At 70.8% G+C, this 22,866-nt stretch carries 20 protein-coding genes and 3 tRNA genes; 11 read left to right on the top strand and 12 right to left on the bottom strand.

Annotation, left to right across the window (positions count from 1 at the left end; all coding sequences use genetic code 11):
• Positions 1-146: 146 nt before the first annotated feature.
• Positions 147-338: a DUF6274 family protein gene (locus tag QQM72_RS24505; protein ID WP_314223005.1), complete on the top strand. Its 192-nt coding sequence runs from the start codon at positions 147-149 to the stop codon at positions 336-338.
• 478 nt (positions 339-816) lie between these two features.
• Here QQM72_RS24505 and bldC read toward each other — a convergent pair whose 3' ends face one another.
• Positions 817-1,023 carry a developmental transcriptional regulator BldC gene (gene bldC, locus QQM72_RS24500; protein ID WP_003949541.1) on the bottom strand — a complete coding sequence of 69 codons (207 nt, stop codon included), beginning with the start codon at positions 1,021-1,023 and terminating at the stop codon, positions 817-819.
• A gap of 604 nt (positions 1,024-1,627) precedes the next feature.
• Positions 1,628-2,470, bottom strand: a complete 843-nt coding sequence (locus QQM72_RS24495) for a hypothetical protein (protein ID WP_314223004.1) — start codon at positions 2,468-2,470, stop codon at positions 1,628-1,630.
• A gap of 188 nt (positions 2,471-2,658) precedes the next feature.
• Here QQM72_RS24495 and QQM72_RS24490 point away from each other — a divergent pair, with 188 nt between their 5' ends.
• Positions 2,659-3,759, top strand: coding sequence for a Leu/Phe/Val dehydrogenase (locus tag QQM72_RS24490; protein ID WP_314223003.1), 1,101 nt, complete (start codon positions 2,659-2,661; stop codon positions 3,757-3,759).
• A gap of 310 nt (positions 3,760-4,069) precedes the next feature.
• On the top strand, positions 4,070-4,330 hold the full coding sequence (locus QQM72_RS24485; RefSeq protein WP_020131270.1) for a DUF3073 domain-containing protein: 261 nt from the start codon (positions 4,070-4,072) through the stop codon (positions 4,328-4,330).
• 102 nt (positions 4,331-4,432) lie between these two features.
• Here the strand turns inward: QQM72_RS24485 and purM are convergent, their stop codons facing one another.
• The 7 genes from purM to purS all read right to left on the bottom strand — a co-directional run bounded on the left by purM (position 4,433) and on the right by purS (position 12,051).
• A complete protein-coding gene (gene purM / locus QQM72_RS24480; RefSeq protein ID WP_399078453.1) occupies positions 4,433-5,524 on the bottom strand; it encodes a phosphoribosylformylglycinamidine cyclo-ligase in 1,092 nt (363 codons plus the stop codon).
• Positions 5,525-5,575: 51 nt separating this feature from the next.
• Positions 5,576-7,102 (bottom strand): amidophosphoribosyltransferase, encoded by a 1,527-nt coding sequence (gene purF, locus QQM72_RS24475; protein ID WP_314223001.1) that lies wholly within the window; start codon positions 7,100-7,102, stop codon positions 5,576-5,578.
• A gap of 254 nt (positions 7,103-7,356) precedes the next feature.
• On the bottom strand, positions 7,357-7,839 hold the full coding sequence (locus tag QQM72_RS24470) for an META domain-containing protein (protein WP_314223000.1): 483 nt from the start codon (positions 7,837-7,839) through the stop codon (positions 7,357-7,359).
• A 61-nt stretch (positions 7,840-7,900) separates the two neighbouring features.
• Positions 7,901-8,698 (bottom strand): maleylpyruvate isomerase family mycothiol-dependent enzyme, encoded by a 798-nt coding sequence (locus tag QQM72_RS24465; RefSeq protein WP_314222999.1) that lies wholly within the window; start codon positions 8,696-8,698, stop codon positions 7,901-7,903.
• A gap of 148 nt (positions 8,699-8,846) precedes the next feature.
• Positions 8,847-11,105 carry a phosphoribosylformylglycinamidine synthase subunit PurL gene (purL, locus tag QQM72_RS24460; RefSeq protein WP_314222998.1) on the bottom strand — a complete coding sequence of 753 codons (2,259 nt, stop codon included), beginning with the start codon at positions 11,103-11,105 and terminating at the stop codon, positions 8,847-8,849.
• Positions 11,102-11,782 carry a phosphoribosylformylglycinamidine synthase subunit PurQ gene (gene purQ / locus QQM72_RS24455; RefSeq protein ID WP_314222997.1) on the bottom strand — a complete coding sequence of 227 codons (681 nt, stop codon included), beginning with the start codon at positions 11,780-11,782 and terminating at the stop codon, positions 11,102-11,104. Before purQ ends, purL begins: the two co-directional genes overlap by 4 nt.
• A complete protein-coding gene (purS, locus tag QQM72_RS24450; protein ID WP_020131278.1) occupies positions 11,779-12,051 on the bottom strand; it encodes a phosphoribosylformylglycinamidine synthase subunit PurS in 273 nt (90 codons plus the stop codon). The genes purQ and purS overlap by 4 nt, the downstream gene beginning before the upstream one ends.
• Before the next feature lie 363 nt (positions 12,052-12,414).
• Here purS and QQM72_RS24445 point away from each other — a divergent pair, with 363 nt between their 5' ends.
• The 8 genes from QQM72_RS24445 (at position 12,415) to QQM72_RS24410 (ending at position 17,155) form a co-directional block, all read left to right on the top strand.
• A complete protein-coding gene (locus QQM72_RS24445) occupies positions 12,415-12,732 on the top strand; it encodes a histone-like nucleoid-structuring protein Lsr2 (protein WP_020131279.1) in 318 nt (105 codons plus the stop codon).
• Positions 12,733-12,885: 153 nt separating this feature from the next.
• Positions 12,886-12,957 (top strand) — tRNA-Gly (locus QQM72_RS24440).
• Positions 12,958-13,037: 80 nt separating this feature from the next.
• Positions 13,038-13,110, top strand: a tRNA-Gly gene (locus QQM72_RS24435).
• Positions 13,111-13,347: 237 nt separating this feature from the next.
• Complete coding sequence (locus QQM72_RS24430) at positions 13,348-14,301, top strand: ABC transporter ATP-binding protein (protein WP_314222996.1); 954 nt, start codon at positions 13,348-13,350, stop codon at positions 14,299-14,301.
• Positions 14,298-15,113, top strand: coding sequence for an ABC transporter permease (locus QQM72_RS24425; RefSeq protein ID WP_314222995.1), 816 nt, complete (start codon positions 14,298-14,300; stop codon positions 15,111-15,113). The genes QQM72_RS24430 and QQM72_RS24425 overlap by 4 nt, the downstream gene beginning before the upstream one ends.
• An 84-nt stretch (positions 15,114-15,197) precedes the next feature.
• On the top strand, positions 15,198-16,451 hold the full coding sequence (locus tag QQM72_RS24420; protein ID WP_314222994.1) for a sensor histidine kinase: 1,254 nt from the start codon (positions 15,198-15,200) through the stop codon (positions 16,449-16,451).
• The gene (locus tag QQM72_RS24415; protein WP_314222993.1) at positions 16,448-17,056 is read left to right on the top strand and encodes a response regulator transcription factor; all 609 of its coding nucleotides are present in this window, start codon (positions 16,448-16,450) and stop codon (positions 17,054-17,056) included. Before QQM72_RS24420 ends, QQM72_RS24415 begins: the two co-directional genes overlap by 4 nt.
• Before the next feature lie 23 nt (positions 17,057-17,079).
• Positions 17,080-17,155: transfer RNA gene (locus tag QQM72_RS24410), tRNA-Gly, on the top strand.
• A 37-nt stretch (positions 17,156-17,192) separates the two neighbouring features.
• Here the strand turns inward: QQM72_RS24410 and QQM72_RS24405 are convergent.
• The 3 genes from QQM72_RS24405 to QQM72_RS24395 all read right to left on the bottom strand — a co-directional run bounded on the left by QQM72_RS24405 (position 17,193) and on the right by QQM72_RS24395 (position 22,464).
• Positions 17,193-18,092 carry a phosphoribosylaminoimidazolesuccinocarboxamide synthase gene (locus QQM72_RS24405; RefSeq protein WP_314222992.1) on the bottom strand — a complete coding sequence of 300 codons (900 nt, stop codon included), beginning with the start codon at positions 18,090-18,092 and terminating at the stop codon, positions 17,193-17,195.
• A 93-nt stretch (positions 18,093-18,185) separates the two neighbouring features.
• Positions 18,186-19,697, bottom strand: a complete 1,512-nt coding sequence (locus tag QQM72_RS24400; RefSeq protein ID WP_314222991.1) for a N,N-dimethylformamidase beta subunit family domain-containing protein — start codon at positions 19,695-19,697, stop codon at positions 18,186-18,188.
• Between the two features lie 313 nt (positions 19,698-20,010).
• The gene (locus tag QQM72_RS24395) at positions 20,011-22,464 is read right to left on the bottom strand and encodes a hypothetical protein (RefSeq protein WP_314223039.1); all 2,454 of its coding nucleotides are present in this window, start codon (positions 22,462-22,464) and stop codon (positions 20,011-20,013) included.
• Between the last annotated feature and the right edge of the window lie 402 nt (positions 22,465-22,866).

Below are 22,866 nucleotides of genomic sequence, written 5' to 3'. Positions count from 1 at the left end.
GTGAGTCGCACAGAGCCCGGATCTTCGGATCCGGGCTCTGTGCGTCGTCCGCCGGACGTTGTCCGACGCTCCCTTGACGCCGCCACCTTCCGCCGGTACCCCAGAAGTCAGGGCCCGTTCCCGCGTGGCCCCGACGGAGGTGGGGCATGGCGGCATCGGTCAGGCACGAGACGCGGGCACTGCTTCGCGCGCACCTGTCGGCCGCGACCCCCTACCGGCATCTGACCCGCCACTGTCCGATCTGCCATCGCCTGCTGCGGCTGGCGATGGACGGCGCCCCACAGGGCACGGAGGCCCCTGAGGGGGCCGTGGAGGAGGAGAGCCCGTCGACGGCGTGACCTGCGTGCCCACGATCGCTCTGCGGGCCGACGAGAGCGCCAACGGCCGTACCCGCGTGGGGTGCTGGGACGCGAGCCTCCTCTAGCGCACATGAGCCGGAGGCAACAAGGCCACTTGCATGTGACGGGTGTCACGGCATGAGTTTTGAAAAGCCGGGTTCTTACCAGGCTCCTACAACTGGTCAATTTTATATGTGCAATTGCACCACTCCGGAGGATGCCCCCAGGAACCCTCCCAGAGCCTCCCCAGACTCCGACAAGGCCGCTCACAGAGCCACCTGATACGACCCGCCGAGCACCCTCAAGCAGTCCCAAGCGCACAAAAAAGATCGCGCTGGACCCGGCGGAGTCCAGCGCGATCGACGACGTTCCCAGTGGGCGAGGGGCCTGTTGGGGCAGGACCCACGTCGCTTACAGCTAGGTTTCGGGCGTCCGAACAGGTTGGGGGACCTGACGTGTTGCCCGGTTATTCACTTGTTCAGGCCTCGCTGCGCTGCTGCGGGATACCCGCAAGCAGTGCGCGGACCTCGGCCTCGCGATAACGGCGATGTCCGCCGAGCGTACGAATCGATGTGAGCTTGCCGGCCTTCGCCCACCGTGTGACCGTCTTGGGGTCGACACGGAACATGGTGGCGACCTCAGCCGGGGTCAGCAGCGGCTCAGCATCAGGGGTGCGAGCGGTCATGAGCGGCCTCCTCGGGAGAACCGAACCTTCTCGGTTCTTTCCTCTAAATTCTGCACCTTGACCCGCGTTGCCCGAAATGGCGGACGCGAGTCGAGTCGGTTATAGGACGAACGGCTTGTCCTCGGCACTACAACTACACCATCCGTCCAGCCGCGTCGGCCAAACCGATGGAATTGCCCCCCAGGTGTTCATCGGCGACGGAAGCCGATGGACCATGCCATAGCGGACAGTCACGCCACTGTGACGATCAGTCACAGGGCGATCAGGAGGCATCAGACCCCCCAAAGCGCTGCAATGCTGAGATTTCCCCCCACAGTGGAGCATAAGCAGGCGGACGGAGCCCTCCCCGGACTCCTTGTCCTATTTTGGCACGAGGAGGGGCAAGCGGCGCAAGGGCCGCGTACGTGCGTTCCATCACCCTTGCGACATAAGCCCGGATCGGGACCTACGTCCCGTCAGTTCCGTGAAGTGCGGTTGACCGTACGCTGTTCCACTACTTCACGGCCGTGACGTACGTCACTAATGGAAGCGCTGTCGCGTCTGTCACATCGTCAGATCACAGCAAGCGCGGGAGATCGGCGGCCGTGCGCACCCACGGCGGCCGTCAGTTCGCCGAGCGCCGCTCCCGTACCGAACGCCACCGCTCCACGAGCCGCGCGTACGCCTCGCCGGCCGCCGCGCCGTCGCCCACCCGCAGCGCCTCGATGCCCTCGGCCACGTCCTTCGCCGAGTGATCGTCCTCCAGATCACCCGCCGGCAGCACGTGCACCAGACCGCCGTAATCCAGTTCCACCAGCGAACGCGGGTGGAACTCCTCGAGCCAGCGACCCACGTCCACCAGGCCCTCGACGAGCGGCCCGCCGTCCATGGTGTCCTTCAGCGTCCGCAGCGACCGGGCCACCCTGCGCCGCGCCTGCACCATCGGGGTGCGGTAGCGCAGCACGGGTGCCACCTCCGCCGTCCCCTTCTCGTACTCCCGCTCCTCGTCGGAGAAGAGCACGAACCAGTTCAGGGGCACCTGCCAGACGGCGGTACGGATCCACGGGCGGGCATCGGGGTTGCGTTCCAGCCACCGCTCGTGGTCCTGGGCGGCCTCCAGACGCACGACCTCGGGCAGCGCCGCCTCCAGGACCGGCCGGGGCAGCTCGTCGTCCAGCTCCGCCAGGGCCAGCCAGCCGCGCAGCCGGGTGCGCCAGGGGCAGACACAGAGCACCCCGTCCACCTGGGCCAGGAACGCGTCGCCGCTCTCGTGCACGGGCACCGCGACCGGCGGCGTGGGCAGCAGGTCGGCCAGCGAGCGGCGCAGCTCGTCCTGGTAGGAGGGGAGCTCGGGACGGCCGGCGTAGCGCGTCCAGTGGGTGCGCTCGGGCTCGGGGAAGGCGGCCAGCGGCTCGTACACACGCAGATAGACCGCGTACGGAACGACCACCGAGGACACCTTGGGCACGCCTGCTCCCTCCCCCTTCGGCCGATCGGGAAACCCCGCGAATCGTCCCACGGCGGTACTCCGGGAGAAGGTGATCCCCGACACTGCGAGATCGGCGGGCCGGGCAGGCTCTACTCTCAGTCCATCAGGCCCGCCACCCTTACGGTGCCTGCGTCCCGACCGCCGCTCGATACCCGGGAGTCACCACAGTGACCGACGTTTCCGGCGCACCTGCTGATGTACTGCACACCCTGTTCCACTCGGACCAGGGTGGCCATGAGCAAGTCGTGCTCTGCCAGGACCGCGCCAGCGGCCTCAAGGCCGTCATCGCCCTCCACTCCACCGCCCTGGGCCCGGCCCTCGGCGGTACCCGCTTCTATCCGTACGCGACCGAGGCGGAGGCCGTCGCCGACGCGCTGAACCTCGCGCGCGGGATGTCGTACAAGAACGCCATGGCCGGTCTCGACCACGGCGGCGGCAAGGCCGTGATCATCGGCGACCCCGACACGATCAAGACCGAAGCGCTGCTGCTCGCGTACGGCCGTTTCGTGGCCTCGCTCGGGGGTCGGTACGTGACCGCCTGCGACGTCGGCACCTATGTCGCCGACATGGACGTCGTGGCCCGCGAGTGCCGCTGGACGACCGGGCGCTCACCGGAGAACGGTGGGGCCGGCGACTCGTCCGTGCTGACCGCCTTCGGTGTCTACCAGGGCATGCGGGCCTCCGCGCAGCACCTGTGGGGCGACCCGTCGCTGCGGGGCCGCACGGTCGGCATCGCGGGCGTCGGCAAGGTCGGCCACCACCTGGTGGAGCACCTGCTGGCGGAGGGCGCCCAGGTCGTGATCACGGACGTGCGCCAGGAAGCCGTGCGGCGGATCGCCGACAAGCACCCCTCGGTGGGTGTGGTCGCCGACACCGAGCGCCTGATCGGGATCGACGGGCTCGACATCTACGCGCCCTGCGCGCTCGGCGGTGCGCTGAGCGACGACTCCGTGCCGGTGCTGACGGCGAGGATCGTCTGTGGCGCGGCCAACAACCAGCTCGCCCACCCGGGTGTGGAGAAGGACCTCGCCGACCGCGGGATCCTCTACGCACCCGACTACGTGGTGAACGCCGGCGGGGTCATCCAGGTCGCCGACGAGCTGCACGGTTTCGACTTCGAGCGGTGCAAGGCGAAGGCCGCGAAGATCTTCGACACCACGCTCGCCATCTTCGCTCGTGCGAAGGCGGACGGGATTCCGCCGGCCGCGGCGGCCGACCGGATCGCCGAGCAGCGGATGCACGAGGCCGCCCAGGCGCGCGGCTGGTGACCCTCGCGTAGGGCCCCGCGGCGACCCCCGAGGGGGTCTCGGCGGTACCGCCGGGAGGAAAGTTGGAGAGAACTCTCACTCTTCCCGGCGGGTCGGCCGCGGATAAGTGGTTAAAATCGCCACTGACCAGCGAGGACGGGGCAACCGAAAGGTGCTGCGCACACGCGCGTGCTACGGGCGACGTACCGTACGGGCGTGGGCTCAGGTACCGTGGGAGCCCTACGACGGGCTCTCCACGGAGAGACCGTCCTGGATCATGAACGCGTGTCAACCTGGGGCCGTCGAGCCCCGTCGTTGAGGGGGTCGAGCCATGGGGCGCGGCCGGGCCAAGGCCAAGCAAGCGAAGGTCGCCCGCCAGCTGAAGTACAACAGCGGCGGGACAGATCTCTCACGCCTGGCCGAAGAGCTGGGCGCATCGCCATCGAATATTCCGCCGAATGGTGAGCCATTCGAGGACGATGACGATGACGATGAGCAAGACGACGACCCGTACGCCCGGTACGCCGAGCTGTACGGGGACGACGACGAGGATGACGGCGAGGATTCCTCGCAACACCGTCGCGGCGCTTGACCTTGTACTGAGCACCCGCCCGGTCGGTGACTTCGGTCACCGACCGGGTCTTGTGCTGCCTACGCGGTCATGGGCCTGCACGGTCGCAGGCCCGCCCGGTCCTCAGCCGGCGTAGTCACCGACCAGCTCCGCGCCCGTCGGGTGCTCGCCGCGTTCGGTGATCTCGCCGGCGACCCAGGCCTCCACGCCGCGGTCGGCCAGCGTCGCCAGGGCCACGTCCGTCGACTCCTCGGGCACGATCGCCATCATGCCGACGCCCATGTTCAGGGTCTTCTCCAGCTCCAGGCGCTCGACGGAGCCGGTCCTGCCGACCAGGTCGAAGATCGGGGCCGGGGTCCAGGTGGAGCGGTCCACGACGGCGTGCAGCCCGTCCGGGATCACCCGGGCCAGGTTGGCCGCGAGGCCGCCGCCGGTGATGTGCGAGAAGGCGTGCACGTCCGTCGTGCGGGTGAGCGCCAGACAGTCCAGCGAGTAGATCTTGGTGGGCTCCAGGAGCTCCTCGCCCAGGGTGCGGCCGAGGTCGTCGATCCGCGCCTCCAGGGACAGCCCGGCCTGCTTCAGCAGGACGTGCCGGACCAGGGAGTATCCGTTCGAGTGAAGACCGGAGGCCGCCATGGCGATCACCGTGTCACCCGTGCGGATACGATCCGGGCCGAGCAGCCGGTCGGCCTCCACGACGCCCGTACCGGCGCCGGCCACGTCGAAGTCGTCCTCGCCCAGCAGACCCGGGTGCTCGGCCGTCTCGCCGCCGACGAGGGCGCAGCCGGCGAGCACGCAGCCCTCGGCGATGCCCTTGACGATGGCGGCGACCCGCTCGGGGTGGACCTTGCCGACGCAGATGTAGTCGGTCATGAACAGCGGTTCGGCGCCGCACACCACGATGTCGTCCATGACCATGGCGACCAGGTCGTGGCCGATGGTGTCGTACACGCCCAGCTGACGGGCGACGTCGACCTTCGTGCCGACGCCGTCCGTGGCGGAGGCGAGCAGCGGACGCTCGAAACGCTTGAGGGCGGAGGCGTCGAAGAGGCCGGCGAAGCCGCCGAGGCCGCCGAGGACCTCGGGGCGCCGCGTCTTCTTCACCCACTCCTTCATCAGCTCTACGGCGCGGTCGCCCGCCTCGATGTCGACTCCGGCGGCCGCGTAGGACGCGCCGGAGGCACTGCCCGTGGCCGGAGGGGACTGATCAGACACAGAAGACATTGCCTGGGATCTTTCGGGTTGGTGAAACGGGGCTCTGCGGCGCTACGGGCGACGGATGGCGTCAGCCGCGGCCGTGGCTGCGGGACCCGCGGCCAGCTCGGTCTCCAGGAGCTGCTTGCCGAGCAGCTCGGGGTCCGGGAGCTCCATCGGGTACTCGCCGTCGAAGCAGGCGCGGCAGAGGTTCGGCTTGGCGATGGTGGTCGCCTCGATCATGCCGTCGATGGAGATGTAGGAGAGGGAGTCGGCGCCCAGGGAGGTGCCGATCTCGTCGATGGTCATGCCGTTGGCGATGAGCTCCGCGCGCGTGGCGAAGTCGATGCCGAAGAAGCAGGGCCACTTCACGGGCGGCGAGGAGATCCGGATGTGGACCTCGGCCGCACCCGCCTCGCGGAGCATACGCACGAGGGCCCGCTGGGTGTTGCCGCGCACGATCGAGTCGTCGACGACGACCAGGCGCTTGCCCTTGATGACTTCCTTCAGCGGGTTCAGCTTCAGCCGGATACCGAGCTGGCGGATGGTCTGCGAGGGCTGGATGAACGTCCGGCCGACGTACGCGTTCTTCACGAGACCCGCGCCGAAGGGGATGCCGGAGGCCTCCGCGTAACCGATGGCGGCCGGGGTGCCGGACTCCGGGGTCGCTATCACCAGGTCGGCGTCGACCGGCGCTTCCTTGGCCAGCTTGCGGCCCATCTCCACGCGGGAGAGGTACACGTTCCGGCCGGCGATGTCGGTGTCCGGGCGGGCCAGGTACACGTACTCGAAGACACAGCCCTTGGGCTTCGCTTCCGCGAACCGGGAGGTCCGCAGTCCGTTCTCGTCGATGGCGATGAACTCGCCGGGCTCGATCTCACGGACGTAGGCGGCGCCGCAGATGTCGAGCGCGGCGGACTCGGAGGCGACCACCCAGCCGCGCTCCAGGCGGCCGAGGACCAGCGGGCGGATGCCCTGCGGGTCGCGGCCGGCGTAGAGGGTGTGCTCGTCCATGAAGACGAGCGAGAAGGCGCCCTTGACCTGCGGAAGGACCTGGTGGGCCGCCTCCTCGATGGTCAGCGGCTTGCCGTCCTCGTCGACCTGGGCCGCGAGCAGCGCGGTGAGCAGGTCGGTGTCGTTGGTCGCCGCGACGCGCGCGCTGCGGCCTTCCTGCTTGGGCAGGTCGGCGACCATCTCGGCGAGCTGGGCGGTGTTGACGAGGTTGCCGTTGTGGCCGAGCGCGATCGAGCCGTGCGCGGTGGCACGGAACGTCGGCTGGGCGTTCTCCCACACGGAGGCACCGGTGGTCGAGTAGCGGGCGTGTCCGACCGCGATATGACCCTGGAGCGAACCGAGCGAGGTCTCGTCGAAGACCTGGGACACGAGGCCCATGTCCTTGAAGACGAGGATCTGGGAGCCGTTGCTGACCGCGATCCCCGCGGATTCCTGACCTCGATGCTGGAGGGCGTAGAGCCCGAAGTAAGTGAGCTTGGCGACCTCTTCACCGGGAGCCCAGACCCCGAAGACGCCGCAAGCGTCCTGGGGGCCCTTCTCGCCGGGGAGCAGATCATGACTGAGTCGACCGTCACCACGTGGCACGCCACCGAGTGTAGGCGAGATCGACCACTGGTCCGAATTGGGGATACCCGCCGGTAACTCGATCACTGGCCGACCGCCAGCTCCATGATCGACTCGTTTCCGCAGGTCACTGGCCGGATATGGTGATCCATTGGAGGGTCGGACGGGCTCCGGGGGTGAGTGCCCGAGCACCCGTTCCGCAGGGGTGAGTGAGGTGTCGCACACCGTCGGGGCCGACGGGCGCGCCTCGCCGGAGCCGAGGAGCCACCCGCGGGTCACTTCCTGGTCAGCAGGACCTGATCGCCGTCGGCCGTGGCGAGCGTCAGCGTGGCGCCGTCGACCTCGGTGCTGAGGGCGCCCTCGGCGAGGGTGCCGGCCAGCGTGCGCTCGAAGTCCATAGGCTGGTCCGCGCAGGCCATCCTGGTCGACCTGGCGTCGCTGAACCGGATGCTGTCGCCCTCGACGGCGGCCTTGGCCGTGAAGTTGTTGCAGCCGTAACTGCCTGCCGCCTTGCCGTCCCGGATCTCGACGTGCGCGCCGGCCGGGGCACGGTGGGTGGCGCCGTCCACGGTGACGCTGTCGACGTTCCAGCGGACCCCGGTGACGGGCTGCTCGGCGCTCACCGCCCCGCTGCCGGGCTGCTCGCCGCCCGCCTGCTCGCTGCCGCAGGCCGCGGCGAGCGGGATGAGCAGGACGGCCGCGGTCAGCGTCAGTCGCTGCGTGTACGTGTGCGTAGGGCTGTGCCTCTGCCTGTACATGCCGGTTCGACGGGACAGGTGGGGCGGTCGGTTCCACCTGGGGTCGGATTCAGGACAGCCTTCAGGACATGAGGGGCAGCAGCGCCGTCAGGTCGGCCCGCTCGCCGCTCGCCGCGACCTTCGCCTGCTCGACGGCGTCCGGCCAGGTCACCCGGCCCGTGGCCAGCCGGATCCAGGTCAGCGGGTCGGTCTCGACGACGTTGGGCGGGGTGCCCCGGGTGTGCCGGGGGCCCTCGACACACTGCACGACGGCGTATGGCGGGATCCGCACCTCCGTCGCGCCGCCGGGGGCCCTGGCGGCGAGGGCGTCGGCGAGGAGCCGGGTGGCGGCGGCGAGCGCCTGGCGGTCGTACGGGATGTCCAGGCCGGGGACGGCGGCGTTCAGGTCGTCGGTGTGGACGACGAGCTCGACGGTCCGGGTGACGAGGTGGTCGGCGAGGGTCATCGCGCCGGTGCGGGTGGCGAGGAGGCGGTCACCGGAGGCGGTGGCGAGGTCCTCGGCGATGCGCTCCTCGGTGCGGGCGAACAGGGCGTCCAGGTCGGGATGGGCCGCGGCCAGGTCCCGGGTGCCGTCGGAGATGTCGGCGGCCCGGGCAGCGGTGGCGAACGGCCACTCGAGGAGCGTGAGCTCCGCCTTCGGGGGCTCGTCCCGGTCCAGGTTGCGGCTGACCGTCGCCACCGCCATGGCCACGTGCGCGGCCAGGTCCCGCACGGTCCAGCCCGGCAGCCGCGTGGGCAGCGCGAGCTGCTCGGGGCCGAGGCCGGCCACGGCCCGCCGTACGTTCCCGAACTGCGCGGTGACCGCGGCGCGGGTCTTGGCGGGGTCGTACGCGCGGGTGCGTTTCCTGGCCGGGGGCATGGCGGTGAGCCTAGTGGCCTCCTGTGACACCGGCGCCGTCCCGCTCCGCGTGACCGTGTGACGGCAGCGGCCGTGTGGCGGCACGGCGAAGGCCCCGCCCGTGGGAACGGGCGAGGCCTGACCGCCGTACGGATGCCGCGGGTGGTGCTTACGCGAGCAGCGCCGGGATGGTGTCCTCGTGAGCCTTGCGCAGCTCCTCCAGGGACAGCTCGAACTCACCCTGGAGCTCGACCGTGTCGCCGTCGACGACACCGATGCGGGTGACGGGCAGGCCGCGCGCCCCGCACATGTCGTTGAACCGGAGCTCCTCGGAGCGCGGGACGGCCACCACGGCACGGCCCGCCGACTCGGAGAACAGGAGGGTGAAGGCGTCGATCCCGTCGGGGACGACCAGCCGCGCGCCCTTGCCGCCGAGCAGCGCCGACTCGACGACCGCCTGGATCAGACCGCCGTCGGACAGGTCGTGCGCGGCGTCGATCATGCCGTCGCGGGAGGCGGAGATCAGGATCTCGCCGAGCAGCCGCTCACGCTCCAGGTCGACCTTCGGCGGCAGACCGCCGAGGTGGTCGTGGATGACCTGGGACCAGGCCGAACCGCCGAACTCCTCACGCGTGTCGCCGAGGAGGTAGAGCAGCTGGCCCTCCTCCTGGAAGGCGACGGGCGTGCGGCGCGCGACATCGTCGATCACACCGAGCACGGCCACCACCGGGGTCGGGTGGATGGCCACCTCGCCCGTCTGGTTGTAGAGGGAGACGTTGCCGCCGGTCACCGGGGTGCCCAGCTGCTGGCAGGCGTCCGCGAGGCCGCGGATGGCCTCCGCGAACTGCCACATCACGGCCGGGTCCTCGGGCGAGCCGAAGTTCAGGCAGTCGGAGACGGCGAGCGGCTTGGCGCCGGTCGTCGCCACGTTCCGGTAGGCCTCGGAGAGGGCCAGCTGCGCGCCCGCGTACGGGTCGAGCTTGGCGTACCGGCCGTTGCCGTCGGTCGCGATGGCGACGCCGAGGCCGGTCTCCTCGTCGATCCGGATCATGCCGGAGTCCTCGGGCTGCGCGAGGACGGTGTTGCCCTGCACGAAGTGGTCGTACTGCGAGGTGATCCACTTCTTGGACGCCTGGTTGGGCGAGGCGACCAGCCTGAGCACCTGGTCCTTGAGCTCGGCGCCGGTCGTGGGCCGGGCCAGCCGGTTCGCGTCGTCCGCCTGGAGGGCGTCCTGCCACTCCGGGCGCGCGTAGGGGCGCTCGTAGACCGGGCCGTCGTGGGCCACGGTCCGCGGGTCGACGTCGACGATCTTGCCGCCGTGCCAGAAGATCTCCAGCCGGTCGCCGTCGGTCACCTCACCGATGACGGTCGCGATGACGTCCCACTTGTCGCAGATCTCCAGGAACCGCTCGACCTTCGCCGGCTCGACGACCGCGCACATGCGCTCCTGCGACTCGCTCATGAGGATCTCCTCGGGCGAGAGCGTGGAGTCGCGCAGCGGTACGTCGTCCAGGGTGACGCGCATGCCGCCGGAGCCGTTCGAGGCCAGCTCGGACGTGGCGCAGGACAGGCCGGCCGCGCCGAGGTCCTGGATGCCGACGACGAGCTTCTCCCGGAAGGCCTCCAGGGTGCACTCGATGAGGAGCTTCTCCTGGAAGGGGTCGCCGACCTGCACGGCCGGGCGCTTCGACGGCTTGGCGTCGTCGAAGGTCTCGGAGGCGAGGATCGACGCGCCGCCGATGCCGTCGCCGCCGGTCCGGGCCCCGTAGAGGATGACCTTGTTGCCGGCGCCGGATGCCTTCGCGAGGTGGATGTCCTCGTGCCGCATCACACCGATGGCACCGGCGTTGACCAGCGGGTTGCCCTGGTAGCAGGCGTCGAAGACGACCTCGCCGCCGATGTTCGGCAGGCCGAGGCAGTTGCCGTAGCCGCCGATGCCGGCCACGACGCCCGGCAGGACGCGCTTGGTGTCGGGGTGGTCGGCCGCGCCGAAGCGCAGCGGGTCCACGACCGCGACCGGACGCGCGCCCATCGCGATGATGTCGCGGACGATGCCGCCCACGCCCGTGGCCGCGCCCTGGTAGGGCTCGACGTAGGAGGGGTGGTTGTGCGACTCGACCTTGAAGGTGACCGCGTAGCCCTGGCCGACGTCGACGACGCCCGCGTTCTCGCCGATGCCCACGAGCAGCGCGTCGGACTGGGGGGCCTTCTCACCGAACTGACGGAGGTGGACCTTGGAGGACTTGTACGAGCAGTGCTCGGACCACATGACCGAGTACATGGCCAGCTCGGCGCCGGTCGGGCGGCGGCCGAGGATCTCGACCACGCGCTCGTACTCGTCCTTCTTCAGACCGAGTTCGGCCCAGGGCAGCTCGACGTCGGGGGTCTCGGCCGCGTGCTCGACCGTGTCCAGAGGCGTCCGGCTCATGCGTTGACCAGCTTCTTGAGGATCGAGGTGAAGAACGGGAGACCGTCGGTGCGGCCGGAGCCGACGAGGGGCTCGACGGCGTGCTCCGGGTGCGGCATGAGGCCCACGACGTTGCCGGCCTCGTTGGTGATGCCGGCGATGTCACGGAGGCTGCCGTTGGGGTTGACGTCCAGGTAGCGGAAGACGACCCGGCCCTCGGCCTCGAGCTGGTCGAGGGTGCGCTCGTCGGCGACGTACCGGCCGTCCATGTTCTTCAGCGGGATGTGGATCTCCTGGCCCGCCTCGTAGTCGGCGGTCCAGGCGGTCCCCGCGTTCTCCACCCGCAGCTTCTGGTCGCGGCAGATGAAGTGGAGGTGGTCGTTGCCGAGCATCCCGCCGGGAAGCAGGTGGGCCTCCGTGAGGATCTGGAAGCCGTTGCAGATACCCAGGACCGGAAGACCGGCCTTCGCCTGCTCGATGACGGTCTCCATCACCGGCGAGAAGCGGGAGATGGCTCCGGCCCGCAGATAGTCGCCGTAGGAGAAACCGCCGGGCAGCACGACGGCGTCCACCTGATGGAGGTTCTTGTCCTTGTGCCAGAGAGCGACGGGTTCGGCACCCGCGAGCCGGATCGCACGCTGAGTGTCCCGGTCGTCGAGGCTGCCCGGGAAAGTGACGACGCCAATACGAGCGGTCACTTCGCGGCTCCCGCGACTGCTTCTTCCGACTCGACCTTGACGGTGAAGTCCTCGATCACGGTGTTCGCGAGGAAGGATTCCGCAAGATCGTGGATGCGGGCGAGGGCGGCCTCGTCGACCGGCCCGTCAACTTCCAGTTCGAATCGCTTTCCCTGACGTACGTCGGAGATGCCTTCGAAACCCAGCCGCGGCAGTGCGCGCTGCACCGCCTGGCCCTGGGGGTCGAGGATCTCCGGCTTGAGCATGACGTCGACTACGACGCGTGCCACTGGCACTCCCGGTGGTGTGGTGCTGAGCAGGTGCCTGCGGGTGTCTCCAACAGGTGTCTTCAGACTACCCGTACAAAATTTCTACGCGGGTAGAGTTGTAGGAAACTACGTGAGCGCCATCACGATCGGGTATCGGAGCAGTGCCTCGGTGAAAATTTCAGGGAAAGATCCGGGGTGCGCCGACGTTCCCTATTGCCCTGGGACACGCGGGCAGATTTAGTCGAGCTTCACATTGCAATGCCGGGCACTGTACAAATGAATTGCCAATAGCCGATACTTTGCCCCATAACAGGCGGACAGTCGACATCTCCATGACGTCTTGGCACGTCATCGCAGAGGTGTCGCACGAAGGGACCGATATTCGTGGCGCAGAAGGTCGTGGTCACTCTCTTTGACGACATCGACGGCTCGGAAGCGGCGGAAACGATCGCCTTCGGGCTCGACGGCAAGTCGTACGAGATCGACCTGAATGAAGCCAATGCCAAGAAACTGCGTAAGGCTCTCGAGCCCTACGTCGACGCCGGCCGCAAGCGGTCGAGGTCCGGCAAGGCGTACAAGCAGACGGAGGTCGCACCCGACCCCGCGGCCGTCCGGGCCTGGGCCCAGGCCAACAAGCTGGAGGTGCCGGCGCGCGGCCGCATCCCCAAGAAGGTCTACGAGGCGTTCGCCGACGCGCAGTGAGCCGCACCCGCTGATCGGCTCCCCGTGAGCCGAGGGCCGACGGCCGGTCACCGGCCCCTCGAACGTACCGACTTGCGCTGCACCCCTCCTGGTCAGCTAGAGTCTGGAGCACGCCGAGGGGCCAGGCCGAAAAGCCCAGCTCACGGAGTACACGCGGGTGTAGTTCAGTAGTAGAACATCCCCCTTCCAGGGGGAAGGCGCAGTGTGCGATCCCTGTCACCCGCTCTGCATGACCTGTCTGACCACTGCTGTGGATCAGGTAGGGTGGTGCTCGCGCCGATCGGTGAAAGCCGGTCGGAGGCAATGCGGACGTAGCTCAGTTGGTAGAGCGCAACCTTGCCAAGGTTGAGGTCGCGAGTTCGAGCCTCGTCGTCCGCTCGGGAATCAGACCCCGGTCCATTGGACCGGGGTCTTTTCGTATGCCGTGAGCGCGTGCGCGACTGCCGTGAACGGGCGTGCGCGACTGCCGTGGACGGGCGGGCGCGACCGCCGCCGTGAGTGGGGCGGCAACTTCCCTGAGCGGGTACGTGGCGCGAGCGACCGTCTGACATTTGTCATGCGGAGTGGTGACACCTCGCACTGCTGCCGGCCTCCGCCCGCGGGGAGGCTTGAGGCATGGACACGAATGAACACGTGATCGAGGTCACCGACCTACGGCGTGTGTACGGGGGCGGGTTCGAAGCGGTCCGTGGGATCTCCTTCCACGTCGACCGCGGTGAGATCTTCGCGCTGCTCGGCACCAACGGCGCCGGAAAGACATCGACGGTCGAGTTGCTGGAGGGGCTCGCGCGCCCCGACGGCGGGCGGATCAGGGTTCTGGGCCACGATCCGTACGCCGAGCGGGCCGACGTCCGGCCGCGCACCGGCGTGATGCTCCAGGAGGGCGGCTTCCCCTCCGAGCTGTCCGTCGCCGAGACCGCGCGCATGTGGGCCGGTTGTGTGAGCCGCGCCCGCCCCGTCAGGGAGGCCCTGGCACTGGTCGGGCTCGCCGGACGGGCCGACGTCCGGGTCAAGCAGCTGTCCGGCGGTGAGCGGCGGCGCCTCGACCTGGCGCTCGCGGTCCTCGGCGAACCCGAGGTGCTGTTCCTGGACGAGCCGACCACCGGCCTGGACGCCGAGGGCCGCCGGGACACCTGGGACCTGGTGCGCGCCCTGCGCGACGCCGGTACGACGGTGCTGCTGACCACGCACTACCTGGAAGAGGCGGAGAACCTCGCCGACCGGCTGGCCATCCTGCACGAGGGCCGTATCGCGGCCGCCGGGACACCCGCCGAGGTGACCGGCGCCCAGCCGTCCCGGATCACCTTCGAACTGCCCGAGGGGTACTTCGTGGGCGATCTGCCTCCGCTGGCCGAGCTGGGCGTGTGCGGTCACGAGGTCGACGGGCGCGTCGTACGGCTGCGCACCCGGGAGCTCCAGCGGGCGGCGACCGGGCTCCTGGTGTGGGCCGAGCGGGCCCAGGTCGCGCTGCGCAGGCTGGATGTGCGCTCGGCCTCGCTGGAGGAGGCGTTCCTGGGGATCGCCCGGGAGGCGTCGAGGGACGACGAGACCGAGGAGGTCGCGGCATGAGCGGGGCATCGGTGAAGGACCCGGCCACCCGTGCGGCCGGCCGTGCGGTCACGACTCCCGCGAGCCGGATGGCCGCCCTCGCCCGCGCCGAGCTGACCCTGCTCGGGCGGAGCAAGAGCACGATCATCGCCGCCGTGTTCTTGCCGCTGGTGCTGCCGGTGAGCCTGGCGTCGGTGGTCGAGGACATGGACGTGGAGGACGTCGGGCTCAGCGTCGGCCTGGTGCTGCTGCCCGCCGCGATCGGCTTCTCGCTGCTGTTCGGGGTGTACTCGGCGCTTGCGGCCATCTACACCGCCCGGCGCGAGGAACTGGTGCTGAAGCGGCTGCGTACCGGTGAGTTGCGGGACCCGGAGATCCTCGGCGGGGCGGCGCTGCCCGTCGTCGCCACGGGACTGGTGCAGTCCCTGGTGCTGGTGGCCGGCTGCACGGTCCTGCTCGACGTGCCGGCCCCCGAGGCCCCTCATCTCGCCTTCCTGGGAATGCTGTTGGGCCTGGTGATGTGCGCGGCGCTCGCCGCGGCCACGGCCACGGTGACCCGGAACGTCGAGAGCGCACAGGTCACCACGATGCCCTTGGTGCTCCTGTCGATGACCGGCTCCGGCGTGACCGTCCCCCTGGAACTGCTGCCCGACCGGCTCGCCTCCGTCTGCGAACTGCTGCCCCTGTCCCCGGTGATCACCCTGATACGCGGCGGCTGGACCGGCAGTCTGTCGGCGTACGAGGCTCTGGGCGCCCTGGCGACCGCACTGGCCTGGACCCTGCTGGCGGTGTTTGCTGTACGCCGGTGGTTCCGATGGGAGCCCCGGCGCTGACCCGCCGGGACGGAGCCGGGGCGGAGCCGGGGGAGCCGGGGCGGGCCGGGATCGCAGTGGGCCGAACGACGGGGGAGGACAAGGATGTTGGGTCGCATTCGGGGGTGGCAGCGGCGTCACTGGCGGGACCGCAGCAAGGCCGAGCGGGTCGAGTTGCAGACCCTGGGCACCTGGTACTTCACCACCTGGTTCTTCCCCTTCGGCTGGCTCGCGCTGCCCCTGGTGGGCGGGCTCGAGCGGAATCCCGGGTCGCTGCTCGTCGGCGGGCTGCTCCTGCTGGCGAGCGCCCTCCAGTGCGCCGAGGCGAACCGGCTCACCCGGCCCGTCCTCGACCACTACCTGCGCCGCGCCGAGCTCCCGCCCCGCGCCCTGTACCCCGCGGCCGGGCTGCTGGCCCTCGGACTGGCGCTGGCGCTGGTGCTCACCCTGGTGGGCGCCACCGACCCGGTGACGACCAGGCTCTGCATAGGAGCCGCGCTGCTGCCCTTCGGGATGCTGTACGCACTCGTGGTGACCATCCGGCGGTTCCTGCGGCACTCCGCACTGCTCGCCGTGGTCCTCATGGCCGCGTTCGGCTGGGCCGAACCGGACGCGGCGGGGATCTTCATGGTCGGGTTCCTGACCGCCTTCGCAACCTGCTTCTCCCTGTTCGCCTGCCGCTGCAGCGCCTGGAACCTGGCGGTGCTGTGGGAGGCGGACCGGGCCGGGGAGGTCGAGGCCCGGCTCGCCGTCGCCGAGGAGCGACTGCGGTTCGGACGGGATCTGCACGACGTGATGGGGCGCAATCTGGCGGTGATCGCTTTGAAGAGCGAGCTGGCCGTGCAGCTGGCCCGGCGCGGGCGGCCGGAGGCCGTGGAGCAGATGATCGAGGTCCAGCGGATGGCGCAGGATTCGCAGCGGGAGGTGCGCGCGGTCGTGCGGGGCTATCGGGAGGCCGACCTCGGGGTCGAACTCGCCGGAGCTCAAGGGGTGCTGAGGGCGGCGGGGATCGTGTGCGAGGTGAGCGGGGAGGCCGGCGGGCTGCCGGCCGAGGTGCAGTCGGCGCTCGGCTGGGTGGTGCGGGAGACCACCACCAATGTGCTGCGGCACGGAGACGCCGGGCGTTGCTCGGTGGCGTTGCGGATACAGGAGGGACACGTGGTGCTGACGGTGGAGAACGACGGCGCCGGACCGGCCACCACCGAAAGCGGCGACGGGTCGGGACTGGCCGGGCTGCGGGAGCGGTTGCGGGGCGTCGACGGGACGCTGGAGGCCGGATTCGTCGAGGCGGGCGTGTTCCGGGTCGTCGCCGAGGTTCCGTTGAGCGGGAAGGCTGCTGTGAGAGAGGTCGCTTCATGACCGTGCGGGTGCTGCTCGCCGACGACGAACATCTCATCCGGGGTGCGCTGGCCGCGCTGCTCTCCCTGGAGGACGACCTGATGATCGTCGCCGAGGCGGCCACCGGGCCGGAGGCGCTGGCGATGGCGCTCGCGCACCGGCCCGACGTCGCCGTCCTGGATCTGCAGATGCCGGGCACCGACGGTGTGAACGTCGCCACATCCCTGCGCACCGAACTGCCGCAGTGCCAGGCACTGATCGTCACCAGCCACGGCCGGCCCGGGCATCTCAAGCGGGCGCTCGCGGCCGGTGTGCGGGGGTTCGTCCCCAAGACGGTGAGCGCGCAGCGGCTCGCGGAGATCATCCGTACCGTGCACGCCGGGAACCGGTACGTCGACCCGGAGTTGGCCGCCGACGCGATCGCCGCCGGTGACTCCCCGCTGACCTCGCGTGAGACGGAGGTTCTCGAACTCGCCGCCGACGGGGCGCCCGTCGCGGAGATCGCCGAGCGGGCCGCGCTGTCCCAGGGGACCGTACGGAACTACCTGTCGTCGGCCGTCTCCAAGCTCGGGGCGGAGAACCGGCACGCGGCCGTGCGGCTCGCCCGGGAGCGGGGTTGGGTATAGTTGGCCTCGCGCCACGGCGCACTGCGGACGTAGCTCAGTTGGTAGAGCGCAACCTTGCCAAGGTTGAGGTCGCGAGTTCGAGCCTCGTCGTCCGCTCCATCGCAAAGGCCCCGGTCATCGACCGGGGCCTTTCGCGTCAGGCCCAGCCGATGCCCGTCAGGCGCTCGTAGGCCTCGATGTACTTCGCGCGGGTCGCGTCCACGATGTGCTGCGGCAGGGGCGGCGGGGGCTGCTCGCTCGCCCGGTCCCAGCCGGACTCGGCCGAGGTCAGCCAGTCCCGCACGAACTGCTTGTCGTACGAGGGCTGCGCGCGGCCGGGCTGCCACTGGTCGGCCGGCCAGAAGCGGGAGGAGTCCGGGGTGAGGACCTCGTCGGCGATGACCAGGTCCTCCCCCTCGAAGCCGAACTCGAACTTGGTGTCGGCGAGGATGATGCCCCGGTCGCGGGCGATGTCGCGGGCGCGGCCGTAGACGGCGAGGGTCGCCTGGCGGAGCTGGACGGCGGTGTCGGCGCCGACCTGACGGGCGACCTCCTCGTAGGAGACGTTCTCGTCGTGCTCACCGACGGCGGCCTTGGTCGCCGGGGTGAAGATCGGCGCGGGAAGTTCGCTGCCGTCGACCAGGCCCTCGGGGAGGGCGAGGCCGCAGACCGTGCGGGACTCCTTGTACTCGGCGAGGCCCGAGCCGGTGAGGTAGCCGCGGGCCACGCACTCGACGGGGATCATCCGGAGCGACTTGCAGACCAGGGTGCGGCCGGCCCAGTCGGCGGGGGCGCCGGCGGGCAGTTCCGTGCTCAGGACGTGGTTCGGGACCAGGTCGCGGAGCTGGTCGAACCACCACAGGGAGAGCTGGGTGAGGACGCGGCCCTTGTCGGGGATCTCGGTCGGCAGCACCCAGTCGAAGGCGGAGGTGCGGTCGCTGGCGACCATCACGAGGTCGCCCGCCTCGTTCTGGTACAGCTCGCGCACCTTGCCGGTGTGCAGATGCACCAGACCCGGCACCTGAAGGGGCTCGGGCTTTTCTACGAATCCGGACACGGTTCCTCCCCGTGGTTCTGTCCTAGTGGGCTGATTGTCCCGTACATCGGGATCGATCAAGGACAGCGGGTGGCGCGAGCGGGCGTAACGGCGTCAGTCGCGTTTGCAGATGCGGTCCAGGAGGTTGGCCGTGGCGCGTTGGACGCGTGGGTCCACATGGCCGGGGCGGTCCAGGGCCGGGGACCAGGCGAAGGTTCCGGAGGCGAAGACCAGGGCGCCTGAGGGGGCCCGGTAGAGGGAGGTCTCCTGGTGACGGAGGACGCCCTCGCTGTCGGCGTACGGGGAGTGGGCGAGGAGTATGCGGTCCTCGTGGGGCGGGAGGGGGGTGCGCGGGAAGTAGCGGTCGGCCTCGCCCGCGACCAGGTCCTCGATGCCGTCGCCGTCGCACGCGCCGGTCGACTCCCACAGCCAGTGGTCGGCGTTGCGGACGATCAGCGGATGCGGCTCGGGCACCCGGCCCGCGTACTGGATGCCGACCAACTGCTGCTCGGCGCGGTCGATCTCCCGCCAGAGGACGGACTTGCCGGGTCCCTTGCGCTTGCGGCAGGTAAGCAGGCGGCCGGGGACGCCGGACGGGGAGGGACCCAACTCCACCTGCCAGTAAAGGGTGTTGGCGGACAGGAAGACCAGTGAGGTGCCGCTGTCTCGGGCCAGTTCCACGGTGCGGCGCATGCTCGTCGACCAGTACTCGTCGTGGCCGGGGAAGACCAGGCCGCGGTAGCGGGTGGGGTCGATGTGACCGGCGTGCAGGTCGCGGGCGTCGGCGTAGGCGAGGTCGTAGCCGTAGCGCTCGGCCCAGCGGATGAAGTCGTAGGCGTGGCCGACGTGCAGGGGCAGGCCCGCGCCTGCGTACGGGCGGTCGAAGGAGACCGTGGTCGCGGCGTCGGCCTCGCCGAGGAGACGGCCGTCCTCGTCCCACGCGTGGTAGAGGCTGGCGCCGCTGCGGCCGTCCTCGGGGTAGAGGTTGTAGGCCTGCCAGGTGACGTCGGGCAACAGCAGGAGCAGATCGGCGGGGCGGTGGTCGCGGACCGTGAAGGGGACGTGCGAGCGGTAGCCGTCGACGGTGGTGAGGACGGCCACGTACGCGCCGACGTTCCAGTACGACGGGACCTGTAAGCGCCAGGAAAGCCACCAGTGGTGGCAGGAGACCGTGCGGTCGGCGGTCAGCGGCGGGGGCTGGACGATGCCGGAGAGGCGTGGGCTGGTGGTGATCTTGGCGGCGCCGTCGCCGTCGTAGTGGCCTATGCGGTAGACGTCGACGCTGAATTCCTGGGGCGGGTCGACCGTGATGTGGAAGTCGACCGCGTCACCGGGGGCAACCGCGCCGGTGGAGACGAAGCCCTTGATCTGGCGGCGCACGTCGTCGGCCGAGCGGGGGCCGCCGGCCGAGGGCTCGGTGCGGGGGGCCGGGACGCGCAGGCCGCCCCGGGCTGGGGCGGGGGCCGCATCCACGTACCAGGGGACGACCTGGCCGGTGTCGTCGAAGTACGTCTCGCCGCCGCGGAGCCAGGGGACGGGGCCCTGCCCGAAGGGGTCCGTCACGGCGTGGGCCAGTGCTCCCGACTCCCATCGGCGGATGTGTTCCGGTCCTGGTCCGGGTCCCATGGTGCTCCCCTCCCTTGTGCCCCCGTACTGGTTCGTGCGTACGCCGTACGTGACCGCCCCGCGTGTTGTCCTATGTCGCAAGCCCTTGCCATGGGCCCGATCGGTCCCAGCACATCACATAACGCGCGCAGACAGTCACTATTCGTTGCGAATTGGCCGAAAGTGGAATATAGAGCTCCGCTAGGGCTTGGGCGATGAGGTGCCGGGGGTTGCCGAGGGTCGGCTGGGGTCGGCTGGGGTCGGAGAATCGGTTGGGATCGGTTGGGGTCGGTTGGGGTCGGACGGCACGGGCAGCGTCGGTGCTTCGGGGCGCTCAGCCGAGCCGTACCGGCTTCTCCGGGCGTATCCCGAGCTCCACCAGCCAGGTGCGCAGGGGGACCGCGTCGCCGTCCTCGACGAGGCTGAGCACCCGGGGCGCCAGGTCGGCCACGCGCTCGCCGTCGACCAGGAGGGTCGGGCCGTCGAGCCAGTCGAGACCCGGAATGGCACCGACGGTGTCCATGGCGGCGCAACAGACCATCGCCGTGACGTGATCGGCCAGGAGCTCGCGGTCGGTGCGCGGAGGCTGGAGGGGGAAGAGGGGGAGCGCGTCCTGGTCCCAGAGGGCCATGTCAGGGCCCTGCCCGGACGCCGGAGAACCGGACGGAGCGGAGGGCACCGCCGCCGCGGCTGCGGCCTCCTCCCGCCCCAGCTCGGCACCGATACCGGCGGCGAGGGCCGCGCTGCGGGGGTTCGGAGGCGCGAGGTCCTCGTCATCGGCGAGGTAGACGGGTTCGGGGGCTGAGAGGGGGGCCGCTGCGACGGGAGCAGGGGCGGGGTCTGTGACGGGAGCAGGGGCGGGGCCACCCGGGGCGGGGCCGACACCGGGGGCGGGGCCGGGGCTCGGGTCCTGGTCCTGGGCCGGGTTCGGGTTCGGGTTCGGGACGGTGCCCTGGTCGGCTGAGGAGGGGACGGGGGCAGCGGCAGGGGTGGCCGTCGGGCTGGCCAGGGCGGTCGGGTCCGCCAGGTCACTCCGGTCCGGCGGGTCAACCAGGTCAGTCGGGTCAGCCAGGTCGGTCCGGTCCACCACGTCCGTCGGGTCCGGCGGGTCCGGCGGGTCAACCAGGTCACTCCGGTCCGGCGGGGCCGCCAAGTCGGTCCGGTCCGGCGGGGCCGCCAAGTCGGTCCGGTCCGGCGGGGCCGCCAGGTCAGTCGGGTCAGCCAGGTCGGTCCGGTCCACCACGTCCGTCAGGTCCGCCAGGTCACTCCGGTCCGGCGGGGCCGCCAGGTCACTCCGGTCCGGCGGGGCCGCCAGGTCAGTCGGGTCAGCCAGGTCGGTCCGGTCCACCACGTCCGTCGGGTCCGCCAGGTCACTCCGGTCCGGCGGGTCCACCAGGTCAGTCGGGGCCGCCAGGTCGGTCCGGTCCACCACGTCCGTCAGGGTCGTCGGGTGGGGGGCCTCCGTGTCGGTGGGCCTGTCCGTCAGGTGGTCCAGGACTCGGGCCAGAGTGGGACCGCTGTGGCCGCCGGGGTTGGGGCCGGCGGGGTGGGCGGTGCCGGTCGGGTCGCAGGTGCGGCGGACGCCGAGGGTGTCGAGGACCCGGTGGAGCCGGGCCGCGTCGGTGCGCCACTTGCGGTCGACCACCTCGTCCGGGTAGTCCTCCCAGGCCACAGGTGACCAGTCCGGGCCCGGATCCGCGGGGCCGCCGTGGAAGAGGCGGGCGGCGAGCAGCGAGGCGGCCTCGTCGATCGTGCCGGGCTCTTCGAGCAGGTCGCAGGCCGGGCGCTCGCCGAGCCGGGAGGCGAACCCCTCGGCCAGCCGGTCGCGCCGGGACAGTTCGGTGAGGGCGGCGACCACGCCGGCGTCCAGCCGGGAGGGCCAGCGGCCCATCCGCCAGGCGGGCAGCGCAACCCGCGTCAGAAGACGGTCCCAGCCCGCGTAGGCGAGGCCCACCTGCTCCTGGGCGACGATGCGCAGACCGTAATCCACAGCCTGTGCGCGCTCGGAGGCCGCGGCGGCGACGCCCCGCTCCATCTCCCCGGCGTGTGTCTGACAGCCGCGCAGCATCAGGCGGGCGGCCCAGCCGATGCCCGAGCAGACCGGGCGCAGCACGGGATACCGCTCTCCCCGGTAGGCGCTGACGGCCACCGCGGCGTCCAGCCCGCGCACGAAGCGCCGGGCCGCGGCTATGTCGGGGTGCGCCGAAGGGCCCGTACCGGCGACGACCGGGGCCAGCACGGCGCGCAGCTCGCCCACGCGCATCCACCACAGGAAGGGGGAGCCGATGACGAGCACCGGTGACGCTCCCGTACGGCGGTGGAGGGGGCCGTGGGGGCCGCCAGGGCCTGCTATCTCGTCACCGCCGCGGGACGGCGACGGGCCGTGGGCCGGGTGGGTACGGTCCTCCAGCCAGCTGTCGCAGTCCGGCGTGAGCGCTATCGCGGAGGGAGCGGGGACGTCGAGGCGGTCGGCGAGGTCCCGGACCAGCCGGTACAGATCGGGGGCCGCCTCCTCGGCGACGGCGACCGTGGGGCTGACCGCGGGACGCGCGCGGGCGACGACCAGGCCGATGACGCCGGCGGCCAGCAGTACGACCAACGCGACGACGGACACCGTCCAGCGGGCGGCATCCCATCCCGGGCCCACGAAGTGCCCGGTGGAACCGCCCGCCAGCAGGATCACCGCGGCGGCCGCGGGCAGCAGCGCGACGGCGAGCGCCCGGCTGCGGATGCGTAGCACCGCCAGTGCCCGGGCCCGCGCGGCCTGCGCGCCCATCTCCACTCCCATACCGGTCACGACCGGACCTCACCCCCTCCCTACGGTCCTGTTTCCCCCGGCTGTCTTCGCAGTGGTCACTCCCCCACTGTGGCACCGACCACCGACATCGCAATGCCGGTGGGCCAAGTGCCGGAACGAGTGCCGGAACGCTTGCGCCGCACCCTAGTTGGCGCTCCGGCCCACGTCAGCCGGATAGCTCAGCGCTCACACGATGGAATGGCTTTGGGGAAAGGTGTATGACGATGGGCAACGATCAGGCCCCGGGTTCCACGGGTCCTCCGTGCGGAGTTCCATGGTGGCCCGGGGCCTGGGAGATCCCTGCTGATACCTGCTGACGCCTGCCGGGGTGCCCGGTCGGGGTGCCCGTTCGGGGTGCCTGCCGGGGTCCCTGCTCGAGGGCGCCGGCTGCTG

It is taken from the genome of Streptomyces zaehneri, assembly GCF_032248645.1.
GTDB lineage: Bacteria > Actinomycetota > Actinomycetes > Streptomycetales > Streptomycetaceae > Streptomyces > Streptomyces coriariae.
Note: the sequence above shows the minus strand (reverse complement) of the source record. Positions and strands in the feature narration are given on the sequence as shown.